General features: G+C 70.6%; 15 protein-coding genes, 1 tRNA gene and 1 riboswitch. Of the genes, 13 read left to right on the top strand and 3 right to left on the bottom strand.

From position 1 onward, the window contains the following. Positions 1-4: 4 nt before the first annotated feature. A complete protein-coding gene (locus QSK21_RS26015; RefSeq protein ID WP_285699675.1) occupies positions 5-442 on the bottom strand; it encodes an ATP-binding protein in 438 nt (145 codons plus the stop codon). A gap of 206 nt (positions 443-648) precedes the next feature. Here QSK21_RS26015 and QSK21_RS26010 point away from each other — a divergent pair, with 206 nt between their 5' ends. The 6 genes from QSK21_RS26010 to QSK21_RS25985 all read left to right on the top strand — a co-directional run bounded on the left by QSK21_RS26010 (position 649) and on the right by QSK21_RS25985 (position 2408). Further along, the gene (locus QSK21_RS26010) at positions 649-975 is read left to right on the top strand and encodes a helix-turn-helix domain-containing protein (protein ID WP_285699674.1); all 327 of its coding nucleotides are present in this window, start codon (positions 649-651) and stop codon (positions 973-975) included. After that, on the top strand, positions 909-1481 hold the full coding sequence (locus tag QSK21_RS26005) for a DUF5753 domain-containing protein (RefSeq protein ID WP_285699672.1): 573 nt from the start codon (positions 909-911) through the stop codon (positions 1479-1481). Before QSK21_RS26010 ends, QSK21_RS26005 begins: the two co-directional genes overlap by 67 nt. Then, positions 1462-1629 carry a DUF397 domain-containing protein gene (locus QSK21_RS26000; protein WP_285699745.1) on the top strand — a complete coding sequence of 56 codons (168 nt, stop codon included), beginning with the start codon at positions 1462-1464 and terminating at the stop codon, positions 1627-1629. The genes QSK21_RS26005 and QSK21_RS26000 overlap by 20 nt, the downstream gene beginning before the upstream one ends. A 41-nt stretch (positions 1630-1670) precedes the next feature. Beyond that, the gene (locus QSK21_RS25995; protein WP_285699671.1) at positions 1671-1856 is read left to right on the top strand and encodes a DUF397 domain-containing protein; all 186 of its coding nucleotides are present in this window, start codon (positions 1671-1673) and stop codon (positions 1854-1856) included. 97 nt (positions 1857-1953) lie between these two features. Further along, complete coding sequence (locus tag QSK21_RS25990; protein ID WP_285699670.1) at positions 1954-2124, top strand: DUF397 domain-containing protein; 171 nt, start codon at positions 1954-1956, stop codon at positions 2122-2124. Between the two features lie 113 nt (positions 2125-2237). Then, the gene (locus QSK21_RS25985) at positions 2238-2408 is read left to right on the top strand and encodes a DUF397 domain-containing protein (protein WP_285699669.1); all 171 of its coding nucleotides are present in this window, start codon (positions 2238-2240) and stop codon (positions 2406-2408) included. A 132-nt stretch (positions 2409-2540) separates the two neighbouring features. On the opposite strand, the gene QSK21_RS25980 is transcribed toward QSK21_RS25985, so the two are convergent. Continuing rightward, positions 2541-2614 (bottom strand) — tRNA-Arg (locus tag QSK21_RS25980). Positions 2615-2704: 90 nt separating this feature from the next. On the opposite strand from QSK21_RS25980, the gene QSK21_RS25975 reads away from it, so the two are divergent. From QSK21_RS25975 to QSK21_RS25950, 6 genes are all read left to right on the top strand, one after another. Further along, positions 2705-3700 (top strand): cobalamin biosynthesis protein, encoded by a 996-nt coding sequence (locus tag QSK21_RS25975; RefSeq protein ID WP_352231321.1) that lies wholly within the window; start codon positions 2705-2707, stop codon positions 3698-3700. After that, positions 3697-5193, top strand: a complete 1497-nt coding sequence (locus QSK21_RS25970; RefSeq protein WP_285699667.1) for a cobyric acid synthase — start codon at positions 3697-3699, stop codon at positions 5191-5193. The genes QSK21_RS25975 and QSK21_RS25970 overlap by 4 nt, the downstream gene beginning before the upstream one ends. An 88-nt stretch (positions 5194-5281) precedes the next feature. Further along, positions 5282-5953 carry a DUF1444 domain-containing protein gene (locus tag QSK21_RS25965; protein WP_285699666.1) on the top strand — a complete coding sequence of 224 codons (672 nt, stop codon included), beginning with the start codon at positions 5282-5284 and terminating at the stop codon, positions 5951-5953. Positions 5954-5998: 45 nt separating this feature from the next. Further along, positions 5999-7225 carry an amidase gene (locus QSK21_RS25960; protein WP_285699665.1) on the top strand — a complete coding sequence of 409 codons (1227 nt, stop codon included), beginning with the start codon at positions 5999-6001 and terminating at the stop codon, positions 7223-7225. Between the two features lie 72 nt (positions 7226-7297). Further along, positions 7298-7942 carry a LysE family translocator gene (locus QSK21_RS25955; protein ID WP_285699664.1) on the top strand — a complete coding sequence of 215 codons (645 nt, stop codon included), beginning with the start codon at positions 7298-7300 and terminating at the stop codon, positions 7940-7942. Positions 7943-7949: 7 nt separating this feature from the next. Then, the gene (locus QSK21_RS25950; protein ID WP_285699662.1) at positions 7950-8783 is read left to right on the top strand and encodes a class I SAM-dependent methyltransferase; all 834 of its coding nucleotides are present in this window, start codon (positions 7950-7952) and stop codon (positions 8781-8783) included. A 14-nt stretch (positions 8784-8797) separates the two neighbouring features. Here the strand turns inward: QSK21_RS25950 and QSK21_RS25945 are convergent, their stop codons facing one another. Beyond that, the gene (locus tag QSK21_RS25945; RefSeq protein ID WP_285699661.1) at positions 8798-9277 is read right to left on the bottom strand and encodes a YflT domain-containing protein; all 480 of its coding nucleotides are present in this window, start codon (positions 9275-9277) and stop codon (positions 8798-8800) included. A gap of 53 nt (positions 9278-9330) precedes the next feature. Beyond that, positions 9331-9455: riboswitch (cobalamin riboswitch) on the top strand. A 61-nt stretch (positions 9456-9516) separates the two neighbouring features. Here QSK21_RS25945 and cobN point away from each other — a divergent pair. Beyond that, positions 9517-13170: a cobaltochelatase subunit CobN gene (cobN, locus tag QSK21_RS25940; RefSeq protein ID WP_285699659.1), complete on the top strand. Its 3654-nt coding sequence runs from the start codon at positions 9517-9519 to the stop codon at positions 13168-13170.

Below are 13170 nucleotides of genomic sequence, written 5' to 3'. Positions count from 1 at the left end.
GTGGTCACGTGAATTGGAAACTGGACCAGACCCATTTTCCTTTGGGCGGAGTGAACTGGACCCCCTGATCGGATGCGAGGGCCGTGACGATCTGTAGCCCGCGGCCGTTCTCATGAAGAGCGGCTACGATGCCGTCCAGATCGGCGGCCTCTTGGGGGAAAGGCTTAGGCGTGGGCGGCCTGTTGGACGCGTCCCACAGGCCCAGCCACGCCCAGCTCTCGGCGAGCCGTACTCGCAGGGTGATCGGGTCGTCGGGCGGCGCGTGCTCCACGGCGTTGGTGATCAGCTCTGATGCGGTGACGAGGATGTCGTAGGCCAGCTCACCGGAAATGGCCGGATGGCGCTCCATGCGCGAGGTCAGCAGGATGCGCCACGATTGCGCGAGGCTGCGGACGGGCAGCGCGCTCCATTCCAGATTTTCGATCATGCTTGCCGTGGTCATCCGTTCATGTCCTTGGTGGGTAGGCCGCCCTGCCCGCTTGCCGACGGCCGGGCTACGAATCCCGGCAGGGACAAAAGGATCGTTTCCGACATCCCGCCCTCCGGGTCCGAATCTTTCGTTGTCCGGCCTTTACCTTCACGCCATTGGCGTTACCGTTCGACTGTGCACGGCGATCGGAAACGATCGAAAACCAAGGGGGACTGGCAATGGGCAGCTCACCGCTCGATCCGAAGGCGAGCCTGTGGAACGAGATAGCCGTCTATCTGAGGCATTGCCGCGAGCAACGCGGCCTGTCAGGTGAGTCGCTGGGACGGATCATCGGCGCGTCCAAGTCCACGGTTTCCAAGATCGAAACCGGCAAGGAGCGACTCGACGCGAAGCAGGCTCACCTGCTCGATGTGGCATGGGAGACGGGCGGCCACTTCGAGCGCATGGTGTTCTTCGCCAGCATCGGCCACCGACCCCAGTGGCTCGCCGACATGAAGGGCTTCGAGCAGGATTCTCGACTCATCGGGCTTTTGAACCGAAATTGATCCAGCCTCTGTTCCAGACGGAGGACTATGCTCGGGCGTTGCTGATCGGCGGCGGGTCACCCAAGGTCGAGGAGGACGTGGCCGAGCGAATGGCACGTCAGTCGATTCTGGATCGCGCGTTCGTCACCGCCGTTCTGGACGAGGAAGTGCTCCGACGGCCGATTGGCTCGCCCGCCATCATGCGGGACCAGCTGTCACATGTCCTCAAGGTCGCCGAGCGAGACAACGTTCTCGTCCACGTCATCCCAGCAACCTTCGACACGGGCGCCTACCCTGGTCTGGACGGTGCCTTGACGCTGCTGACCGGCGACGACTTCGGCGAAGTGGCCTACACCGAATCGTTGGGTGGCGGGCGCCTTATATCGTCTCCCCGCGAGGTCGCAGAATTCGCGATCCTGTTTACGCGGATCATGGGCGCTGTTCTTCCCGCTGGGCAGAGCGTAGCCTTGATCCGAAGGGTCATGGAGGAGGCGTTCCAGAGTGACGATGATGTGGCGGAAGAGTAGTTACAGCGGGACGCAGAGCGGCTCCAGCTGTGTCGAGTTGGCCCGCCTTGGTGAGGCCGTGGGTATCCGCGACAGTAAGGACCCTCACGGGCCGATCTTGGTGGTCAGCCGTGAGGCGCTGAAGGCCGTGCTCGCCGGGCATCGCTGATCCTGCGCAACAGAGCGACCCCCGGAGCGCCTGCCGCTCAGTTGGGGGGCAGTCGCGACAAAGGGTGGCGGAAGAGTAGTTACAGCGGGACGACGAGCGGGTCCGACTGTGTTGAACTCGCCCGCATCGGTGGGGCCGTGGGTATCCGCGACAGTAAGGACCCTCATGGGCCGAAGTCGGTGGTCAGCCGTGAGGCGCTGAAGGCCGCGCTTGCCGAGCACCGCTGACCCTGCCCAGCAAAGCGACCCCCGGAGCACCTGCCGCTCAGTTGGGGGGTGCAGTCGTGAGACCTGATCCAAAGGGTGGTGGAGGAGGGATTCCACAGTGACGGTGTGGCGGAAGAGTAGTTACAGCGGGACGACCGGCGGGTCCGATTGCGTCGAGTTGGCCCGCCTTGGTGAGGCCGTGGGTATCCGCGACAGTAAGGACCCTCACGGGCCGAAGTTGGTGGTCAGCCGTGAGGCGCTGAAGGCCGCGCTTGCCGAGCATCGCTGATCCTGCGCAGCAGAGCGGCCCCCGGAGCGCCTGCTGCTCAGTCGGGGGTCGCAACGTTGCCGCAGTGCAGTCGCGTGACTTGATCCAGAGGGTCTTGGAGGAGGGATTTCATAGTGACGGTGTGGCGGAAGAGTAGTTACAGCGGGACGCAGGGCGGGTCCGACTGCGTGGAGTTGGCTCGCCTTGGTGAGGCCGTGGGCATCCGCGACAGTAAGGATCCTCACGGGCCGAACTTGGTGGTCAGTCGTGAGGCGCTTAAGGCCGCGCTTGCCGAGCATCGCTGATCCTGCGCAGCAGAGCGGCCCCCGGAGCGCCTGCCGCTCAGTAGACGGACACCGTGTCACTTGGGCGAGCGCCATCAGCCCGACCTTTTGATCTGCGCCCAGCTCAGTAGCGGTTTTGCTGGGCGGGGAGGGCGCGCCCAGAGGGATTCGAACCCCCGACCGTCGGTTTAGAAGACCGATGCTCTGTCCGGCTGAGCTATGGGCGCCTGCTGGGCCCTGAGTGTAGAGCGCGACCCGTGGTCTTCGCACGGGCGTATCTGGGAGATGGCCCTGGCAGTGGCCTTGAGGGTAGCCGGATGGGGCGTGGGGCGCCGGTATGTTCTGGGCGTGATGCCGGGGCGATTTGGGCTGTCGCGTACCGGACTCGGGTGGGGAGGGGTTGGATGCGGGGCTCGCGGGAGGGGTTGCTGCTCGGGATGGCCTTGGACGTGGTGTTCGGGGATCCGCGGCGGGGGCATCCGGTGGCCGCTTTCGGTCAGGTGGCGAAGGCTTTGGAGCGGCGGCTTTACAAGGATGACCGGGGGCGGGGTGCCTTGTATGCGGGGGTGTTGGTCGGGGGTGCGGCGGGGGTCGGGGCTCTGGTGGAGCGTTGGACGCGGGGCCGGGCTGTTTGGCGGGTGGGGAGTACGGCGCTGGCTACGTGGGTGGTTCTGGGTGGGACCTCTCTGGGGCGGGAGGGGTTGAGGATGGCGCGGGTCCTGGAGGAGGGGGACGTTGAGAGGGGGAGGGAACTGCTTTCGCATCTTTGTGCGCGGGATCCGGCCGGGCTTGGGGTGGATGAATTGGCTCGGGCGACCGTGGAATCGGTGGCGGAGAACACGTCCGATGCGGTGGTGGCTCCGTTGTTCTGGGGGCTGGTAGGGGGCGTGCCGGGGTTGTTGGCTTATCGGGCGGCCAACACGCTGGATTCCATGGTGGGTTATAGGAGTGAACGGTACGAAAGGTTCGGGTGGGCGGCGGCCCGGCTGGATGACGTGCTCAATTGGGTGCCCGCGCGGGTGACCGGGGTGCTCGCGGTCATCGCCGCGGGACGCAGGGCGCCGGACGCGCTCAGGGTCCTGATAAGGGACGGCGGGCGGCATCCGAGTCCTAACGCGGGGAGGTGCGAGGCCGCCTTCGCGGGTGCGCTCGGAGTGAGGCTCGGGGGTGTCAATTCCTACGGTGGGATCACCGAACGGCGGGACGAGATGGGGGACGGCCGGGCGCCCGAGGTGAGGGACGTGCGGAAAGCGGTCCGGCTGTCGGCGGCGGTGGCGGGGCTGGCCGCGTTGGTGATCGGCGCGAGGCGTTGAGCGGCGGTCTTCTGGTCGCCGGGACGACGTCGGACGCGGGCAAGAGCGTTGTGGCGGCGGGGTTGTGCCGCTGGCTTGCGCGGCGCGGAGTGAAGGTGGCGCCGTTCAAGGCGCAGAACATGTCGCTCAATTCGATGGTGACCGCGGACGGCGCCGAGATCGGCCGGGCCCAGTACATGCAGGCCCAGGCGGCGGGGGTCGAGGCGCGGGCGGTCATGAACCCCGTGCTGCTCAAGCCCGGGAGCGATCGGCGCAGCCAGGTGGTCGTTCTGGGACGTCCGGTGGCCGAGGTGGACGCGCTGGAGTACGGGCGGCACAAGGAGCGGCTGCGAAGGATCGTGGGGGAGAGCCTCGCGGAGCTCCGGGCCGAGTTCGACGTGGTGATCTGCGAGGGGGCCGGGAGCCCGGCGGAGATCAATCTGCGGGCGGGGGACATCGTCAACATGGGGCTGGCGCGCGCCGCGGAACTGCCGGTGGTCGTGGTCGGGGACATCGACCGCGGCGGCGTCTTCGCCTCCCTTTACGGGACGGTGGCGTTGCTGGACGAGGCGGATCAGGCGTTGGTCGCGGGATTCGTCATCAACAAGTTCCGCGGTGCGGAGGAACTGCTGCGTCCCGGGGTGCGGAGGCTCACCGAGCTGACCGGACGGCCCACGTTCGGGGTGCTTCCGTGGAAACCGGGGTTGCGTCTGGACGCCGAAGACTCGCTGGCGCTGGAGAGGCCGAGTGCCGAGGCGACCGCGCCCTATGGCAGGGAATCGTTGCGAATCGCGGTCGTCCGGTTCCCAAGGATCTCCAATTTCACGGACCTTGACGCGCTGGGCTGCGAACCGGGCGTCGTGGTGCGGTACGCGGTGAACGCGGGTGACCTCGCCGACGCGGACCTGGTGGTGCTGCCGGGCTCCCGGGCGACGGTGGCGGACCTGCGCTGGCTGCGTGAGCGGGGGATCGCGGACGAGATCAAGCGGCGTGCGGACGAGGGACGGCCGCTGCTCGGGATCTGCGGTGGCTTCCAGATGATGGCCCGGCATATCGAGGACGGATACGAGTCGGGGGAAGGAAGCGTCGAAGGGCTCGGGCTGCTGCCCGCCAGGGTGGTGTTCGAGGGCGAGAAGACGCTCGGGCGCCCGCGCGGACGGGCCTACGGGGAGCCGGTCACCGCGTACGAGATCCATCACGGGATCGTGGAGGTGGAAGGCGGGGAGCCGTTCCTGGACGGGTGCCGCGTGGGCGCGGTGTGGGGGACCGCCTGGCACGGGGCGATGGAGAACGACGGTTTCCGCCGCGCATTCCTGGCCGATGTGGCGCGCCGGGCGGGACGGGACTTCACCCCCGCTCCGGACGTCGAGTTCTCGGCGTTGCGCGAGGCGGCGCTGGACGCGCTCGGCGATCTGGTCGAGGAGCACCTGGACACCGAGGCGATCTGGCGGCTGATCGAGCATGGAGCGCCCCGGGGCCTGCCGGTCGTCCCGCCCGCCGGCGGAGACCGGTGATTCACGGCGTGTGCTTGGGGCGCCTGGGGGTGCGCGGGCCGGTAGTGTGATCCGCTCGGAACCTCACCGGCCTCAGGAGGATCGTGCCGTGACCGAGCCGCGGACCAGTCTCATCGTCCCGATGATGAAGGCACGGGTGCCGGCGGAGGTGCAGTTGGAGTTCCCGCTGCCGGCGGAGGAGGAGCCGATCCGCGACCCGTTCGCGGGCGACCTGTACGTCACCTACGCGCTGGAGTCGGCGGGTGAGCCGGGCGCCGGGTCGCTGCGTCCCGAACTCGGGGGACGGCGGTACGAGCACGTCGCCCGCAGGCATTGCGCGGAACTGGGGATCGACCCCGGGGACCTGCGCCGCCTGGCGACGGTGAACCTCCGCAATCTCCGTCCCGACCTGCGGATGAGCTGGTACCCGGACGCCCGCGCCGTGACGGTCTCGCTCGGCCCCGGCTCCACGGCCCCGCCCCCGGAGGCCGGTGCGGTGGCCGGGCTCGAGGCGGGACTGATCCTGGACGACGGGTTCCTGGAAAAGCTGGCCCAGGACGTGGAGGGCGATCTGGTGGTGGCGACGCCCGCCAGGGACGTGTTCGTCGCGTCCGGCACGGCCCACCCCGACGGCCTGGACAAGCTGCGCTGGGCCGTCGAGCGGGTGTGGTCGGAGGACCGGGACGAGGACGACGACCCGGCATGGGACGTTCCACCAGGCCACCTGCTGACCCGCGACCTCATGGTGTGGCGCGAAGGGAACTGGACGGCTCTCGCCTGAGTCCTCCCTCGTCGGGGTCCGGGACGCCTGGTACGGTGCCTGACCGTGGATGGACGTAAGGGTGAGTCCCTGGCCGGGCAGGTTCCCGGCCCGGTCTGGAGGGTGAAGGGGGATCCCCTGGTGCGCGGCTCCGGCAGCGGGCCGCTTGCCGGGACCAGGGTCGCCGTCAAGGATCTCTACGCGGTCGCGGGGCAGCGGATCGGCGCGGGCAATCCCGACTGGCTCGCGGAGGCGCCCGTACAGGAACGCAACGCCTGGGCCGTGCAGGCGCTCCTGGACGCCGGCGCGGACATCACGGGGATCACGCAGACCGATGAGCTCGCCTTCAGCCTGAACGGCACGAACAAGCACTACGGCACCCCGCCCAATCCCGCGGCGCCGGGCCGTATCACCGGAGGTTCCAGCAACGGTTCCGCGTCGGCGGTCGCGCTCGGCGTGGTCGACCTCGGGCTGGGCACGGACACCGCGGGTTCGGTACGTGTCCCGGCCTCGCACTGCCGGCTGTTCGGGTTGCGTCCCACGCATGGTGTGGTGTCCACGGAAGGGTTGCAGCCGCTGGCGTCCTCGTTCGACACGGTGGGCTGGTTCGCCCGCGACGCCGGGCTGCTCCGGCGGGCGGGCGACGTGCTCCTCCCGCCCGCCGAGGTCGAGCCCGTCCGCACCTTCCTGATCGCCGAGGACGTGCTGGAGCTGGCCGAACCCGCGACCCGGGCGACCTTCGAGGAGGCCGCCCGCACGCTGGCCGAGCGTCGCGCCGGCAAGGTACGGCGTGTGGAGTCGCTGCTCGGTGGACGCGTGGAGACGTGGTTCGCGGCGTTCCGTGCCGTCCAGGCCGCACAGGCGTGGGCGGAGCACGGCGCGTGGATCGAGGCGCACCCCGGTTCGCTGGGCGAGGGCGTGATGGCGCGGTTCGCGCTCGGCCGCGACCTGGACCCGCGCGACCGCGAGACCTCCGAGGCCCTTCTGGACGAGGCGCGCGGCGTGCTGTACGCGGCGCTCGAGCCGGGCACGGTGCTCCTCCTGCCGGCCGCGACCGCCCCGGCGCCGCTCGTGGGCCTGGAACGCGCCGCGATGGAGGAGTACCGCTTCAGGACGCTACGCCTGACCAGCCTGTCCTCGATCGCCGGACTGCCCGCCGTGGTGATGCCCATGGCGCCGGTGGACGCGCTCCCGGTCGGCCTTTGCGCGGTCGGCCCCCGCGGCACCGACCGCACGCTGCTCGACCTCGCCGCGTCCTTCGCCGATGGGGGCGCCGCCTCGCCGGAGGCATGACACGGGATCGGGCCTGGTCATGGCCCGGATAATGCGATGCGAGCCGCGTCCCGCCGTGCCTACAGTGCGGGGATGGTCTCGATCGAGCAGGTGCTGGGGTTCTCGGCGATCGCCGTGGTGATCATCGTGATCCCCGGCCCGAGCGTTCTCTTCGTGGTCGGCCGGGCCCTGGCGCACGGCCGGCGGACGGCGCTGACCAGCGTCGTCGGCAACGAGCTCGGCGCGCTGGTGGCGGTCGTGGCGGTGGGGCTCGGGGTCGGGTCGGTCATCGAGCGTTCCGCGCTGCTGTTCACGGTCCTCAAGCTGGCCGGTGCCGCGTACCTGTGCTACCTGGGCGTCCAGGCGTTCCGGCACCGCCGTTCCCTGGAGGGCGCGCTGGACGAGCTGGGCGCCGCGTCCCGCGCGGCCGGGAGACGCGAGCTGTGGCAGGGATTCGTGGTCGGTGTGACCAACCCCAAGACGCTGGTGTTCTTCGCGGCGGTGCTGCCGCAGTTCGCCGACCCCGCGCGCGGCCACGTGCCGCTGCAAATGATGACGTTCGGCCTGATCTTCTGCCTGATCGCGCTGCTGTGCGACAGCATGTGGGGCCTGGCCGCCGCCACCGCGCGCCAGTGGTTCGCACGGTCCCCGCGCCGCCTGTCCGTGGTCGGCGGCACCGGCGGGCTCATGATGATCGGCCTGGCGGTGACCGTGGCGGCCACCGGACGGAAGGACTGAGCACGGCATGCCCGAGACCCCGCGCGAGACCCCGCCTGAGATCATCCGGCACTACCGTTCGGCCGACGAGGGGGCGCGGATCACCTCCGGCTTCGGGCGGCTGGAGCTACTGCGCACCCAGGAGATCGTGCGCCGGCATCTCGCGGGCGACGGCCGGACCCTCGACCTCCTCGACATCGGCGGCGGCACCGGTGTGCACGCGGCCTGGCTCGTGGCCGACGGGCACCGGGTCCGGTTGTTCGACGTCGTCCCCGAGCATGTGGAGGCGGCCCGGCGGCTGGCGGAAGCGGCCCCGGGCCTCACCGCGTCCCTCGGGGACGCCCGGGAGCTGCCCGTCCCCGACTCGGCGTTCGACGGCGCCCTGCTGCTCGGCCCGCTCTACCACCTCACCGGACGGGACGACCGCGTGGCGGCGTTGCGCGAGGCGGGACGCGCCGTCCGTCCCGGCGGACCCGTCTTCGCCGCCGCGATCTCACGTTTCGCGTCGCTGTTCGACGGGCTGGCCCGCGGTTTCCTGTTCGACCCGGAGTTCCGGCGGATCGTGGAGGACGACCTGGCCACGGGTCGGCACCGCAACGAGCGCGACCGGCCCGGCTGGTTCACCACCGCCTACTTCCACCACCCCGACGAGCTGCGCGGCGAGTGCCTGGACGCGGGCCTGGACGTGGTGGAGATCGTGGGGGTCGAAGGGCTGGCGGGCTGGCTGCCGCAGCTGTCCGACCGGTGGGACGACCCCGCGTCCCAGGAGATCATCCTTCAGGCGGCCAGGGCCACCGAGACCGAGCCGGGCCTGCGCGGGCTCAGCGGCCACCTGATCGCTGTGACCCGCGTCCCCGGATGAGCACGGCGCCGGGTTCAGCCTTCTCGCCAGTTCAGGTGGATGAGGCGGTTCCTGGCGTCCTCGGCCACCTCGGCGTCGGCCACCACGTCGTAGGAGGAGGCGACGATCTGGCTGCGGGACGTGAAGTCCCGGCGGCCCCGGGTCAGGGCGTGGGCGATGAAGCCGAACACGGCCCCGAACACCGCGCCGATGACGATCGCGCCGAGGAACAGCGGGACGGCGGCGCCGCGCTCGATGGTGAAGAGGGTGAGCAGGAGCCCGACCAGGAGACCGAACCAGGCGCCGCTGCCCGCTCCGGCCATGGCGGCACGGGACGTGGTGAGGCGGCCCAGGACGGTCTCGACCATCTTGAGGTCCGAACCGATGATCGCGGTCCGTTCGACCGGGAACCCTGCGTCCGACAGGAAGTCGACCGCCCGTTGCGCGGACGCGTAGTCGTCGTAGGAGCCGACGACCGGGCGTCCGGTCGCGGGCGGGATGGATGGCATGGACATGCCCATGCCCTACCCGAAGACGGCGGGGCTACGATGGCGGGGCGATGGCGGGTGAGGAATCCGGTGTGAGTCCGGAGCTGTCCCGCAACTGTGACCGGGGAGTCCTCCCTCGACTAGGGCCACGGCGGTGACGCTGGAAGGCCGGGGGCAGGGCGCCGATCCGGGAGCCAGGAGACTCCGCGTCGTCGTTGCCCTCGTCACCCGAGCCGGGGCGTGGAGACCCCGGGGGAGGCTTGCCGATGCGTGTCCTGCTGCTGTCCACGGCCGATACCGAACTGCTCGCCGCACGCGCGGCGGACGCCGGGTACGTGACCGCCAACCCCGTCCGGCTCGACCTCGATGAACTGGAACGGCTCGTCGACGGCGTGGACGTCGCGGTCGTGCGGCTGCTGGGGGGACGCAAGACCTGGCCCGAGGGCGTGGAACGGCTGAGGGACACCGGGCTCCCGCTCGTCCTGCTGGGCGGGGAGGCCGATCCGGACGCGGAGCTGATGGCCCTGTCGACCGTCCCGGCGGGTGTGGCGGCGGAGACGCTCGATTACCTGCGCGAGGGCGGCGTCGAGAATCTGCGGCAGTTGTCGCGTTTCCTGAGCGATACGGTCCTGCTGACCGGTGAGGGATTCGCTCCGCCGGTGCCCATGCCCTCGTACGGAATCCACGGCGACCGCCCGCGGAAGGACGGGCCGACGGTCGGGGTCGTCTTCTATCGGGCCCATGAACTGTCGGGCAACACCGCCTTCGTGGACGTCCTGTGCGAACGCATCGAGGCGCACGGGGCCAACGCGCTGCCCGTTTTCTGCGGCTCCCTTCGCGGTGCCGGCCAAGGGCTGCTCGACCTTCTGGGACGGGCGGACGCCCTCGTCGTCACCGTGCTCGCGGCCGGTGGCGCGGTGGCCGCGGACGCGGCGGCGGGCGGGGACGAGGACGCCTGGGACGCCGGCGCCCTGGCCGCCCTCGATGTCCCGGTCGTCCAGGGGCTGTGCCTGACCTCCAGCAGGGCGGCCTGGCGGGACTCGGACGGCGCGCTGACCCCCATGGACGCCGCCATGCAGGTCGCGATCCCCGAATTCGACGGCCGCCTGATCTCCGTGCCGTTCTCGTTCAAGGAACACGGACCGGACGGGATCCCCGTCTACGTCGCCGACGAGGAACGCGCGGATCGGGTCGCGGGAATCGCCGTACGGCACGCCGCGCTGAGGCACAAGCCGAACGCGGAGAAACGGGTGGCGCTCGTCCTGTCGTCGTATCCGACCAAGCATGCGCGTGTCGGGAACGCCGTGGGGCTCGACACGCCCGTGTCGGCGGTCCGGCTGCTGAGGCGCATGGCCGAGGCCGGATACCACCTGGGCGACGACCACGGCCTGTGGGCGGATCCCGACGACGGCGACCCGCTGATCCACCGGCTGATCGCCGCCGGGGGGCACGACGTGGAATGGCTCACCGAGGAACAGCTCCGCCAGGCGCCCGTGCGCGTCCGGCTCGACGATTACCGGGAATGGTTCGAGGCCCTGCCGGAGCCGCTGCGCGCGGGCGTCCGGGAGCACTGGGGCGAGCCGCCGGGCGACCTCTATGTCGACGGGGACGAGATCGTGCTCGCCTCCCTCCGCTTCGGCAACGTGATCCTGATGATCCAGCCGCCCCGCGGCTTCGGGGAGAACCCGGTCGCGATCTACCATGACCCCGCCCTGCCGCCCTCGCACCACTACCTGGCCGCGTACCGCTGGCTCGATCGCGGGTTCGGCGCGGACGCGGTCGTCCACCTGGGCAAGCACGGCACGCTGGAGTGGCTGCCCGGCAAGGGGCTCGGCCTGTCGGACGGGTGCGCCCCGGACGCGGCGCTCGGCGACCTGCCGCTGATCTACCCGTTCATCGTGAACGACCCGGGCGAGGGGACGCAGGCCAAGCGGCGCGGCCACGCCACCGTCGTCGATCATCTGGTGCCGCCGATGGCCCGCGCCGAGTCGTACGGCGACCTGGCGAGACTGGAGCAGCTCCTGGACGAGTACGCGACCGTCGCCGATCTCGACCCGGACAAGCTGCCCGCCGTACGGGCGCAGATCTGGACGCTGGTGCAGGCCGCGCAACTGCACCACGACCTGCGCCAGGACGAGATGCCCGGCGAGGCCGAGTTCGATGACTTCGTCCTGCACATCGACGGGTACCTGTGCGAGATCAAGGACGTGCAGATCCGCGACGGCCTGCACGTCCTGGGGCAGCGCCCGGAGGGGGAGGCGCGCGTCAACCTCGTCCTGGCGGTGCTGCGCGCGTCGCAGGTGTGGGGCGGGGTCGCGGGGGCGATGCCCGGCCTGCGCGCCGCCCTGGCCGCCGAGCACGGCCTGGACGAGCGGCGCCTTCTGGACGACCCCGGCCGCCCGTTGGAGCATCCCGTCCCGGGGCTGGGCGACGGCCCGTCCCGCACCGCGTCCGACGCGATCGACCTGCTGGAACGCACCGCGCGGACGCTCGTCCAGGGCATGGAGGACGCGGGATGGGACGTCGGCGCCGCCAAGGCCGTCTGCGACACGGTGCTGGGCCGCGAGGTGCCCGATGTGGTGCGCCTGCTGGAGTTCGGGGCGTCGGAGCTGGTGCCGCGGCTGAACGCCACGGAGGGTGAGGTCACCGCCGTCCTGCACGCCCTGGACGGCGGGCACGTCCCGTCCGGGCCGTCGGGCTCGCCCACCCGCGGCCTGGTCAACGTGCTCCCCACCGGCCGCAACTTCTACTCGGTCGACCCGAAGGCGATCCCGTCCCGCAACGCCTGGGAGGTGGGCGTCGCGCTGGCCGACTCGCTGATCGCGCGGCATCTGGCCGACACCGGCGAGTACCCGTCCAGCGTGGGCCTCACCGTGTGGGGGACGTCCGCGATGCGCACCCAGGGCGACGACATCGCCGAGGTGCTCGCGCTGATCGGCTGCCGTCCCGTGTGGGACGACGCGTCCCGCCGCGTCACCGGCTTCGAGATCGTCCCGGCGGCGGAGCTGGGACGGCCGCGCATCGACGTCACGCTCCGCGTCTCCGGTTTCTTCCGGGACGCGTTCCCGCACGTCATCGCGCTCCTCGACGACGCGATCAGCGCGGTCGCCGACCTGGACGAGCCGGCCGACGCCAACCATCTGCGGCGGCACGCCCTCCAGGACCACGCCGCGCACGGCGACTGGCGGCGCGCCACGTCCCGGATCTTCGGGTCCAAGCCCGGCGCCTACGGGGCGGGCCTGCTGCCCCTGATCGACGCCCGCAACTGGCGTGACGACCGTGACCTGGCCGAGGTGTACGCGGTGTGGGGCGGCTACGCCTACGGACGCGGGCTGGACGGGCGTGAGGCGCGCGCCGACATGGAGAACGCGTTCCGCCGCATCGCGGTCGCCGCCAAGAACCAGGACACCCGCGAACACGACATCGTCGACTCCGACGACTACTTCCAGTACCACGGCGGCATGGTCGCCATGGTCCGTTCCCTCACGGGGACGAGCCCCGCCGCCTACATCGGCGACTCCGCGCTACCGGACCAGGTGAAGACCCGTACCCTCGCCGAGGAGACCCACCGCGTCTTCCGCGCGCGCGTGGTCAACCCCCGCTGGATCGCCGCCATGCGCAGGCACGGCTACAAGGGCGCGTTCGAGCTGGCCGCGACGGTGGACTACCTGTTCGGTTACGACGCGACCGCCGGTGTGGTGGACGACTGGATGTACCAGAGGCTCGCCGAGGAGTACGTGTTCGACGAGGAGACCCGCTCGTTCATGGAGCAGTCGAACCCGTGGGCGCTGCGCGGCATCACCGAACGCCTTCTTGAGGCGGCGGACCGGAACCTGTGGGCCGAGCCCGACCCGGACGTCCTGCGCCGCCTCCAGGCGACCTATCTGGAACTGGAGGGGAACCTGGAGGACGGCGCGTAG

Origin of the sequence: Actinomadura sp. NBRC 104412 (genome assembly GCF_030269515.1) — a bacterium.
Taxonomy (GTDB): Bacteria; Actinomycetota; Actinomycetes; order Streptosporangiales; family Streptosporangiaceae; genus Spirillospora.
Note: the sequence above shows the minus strand (reverse complement) of the source record. Positions and strands in the feature narration are given on the sequence as shown.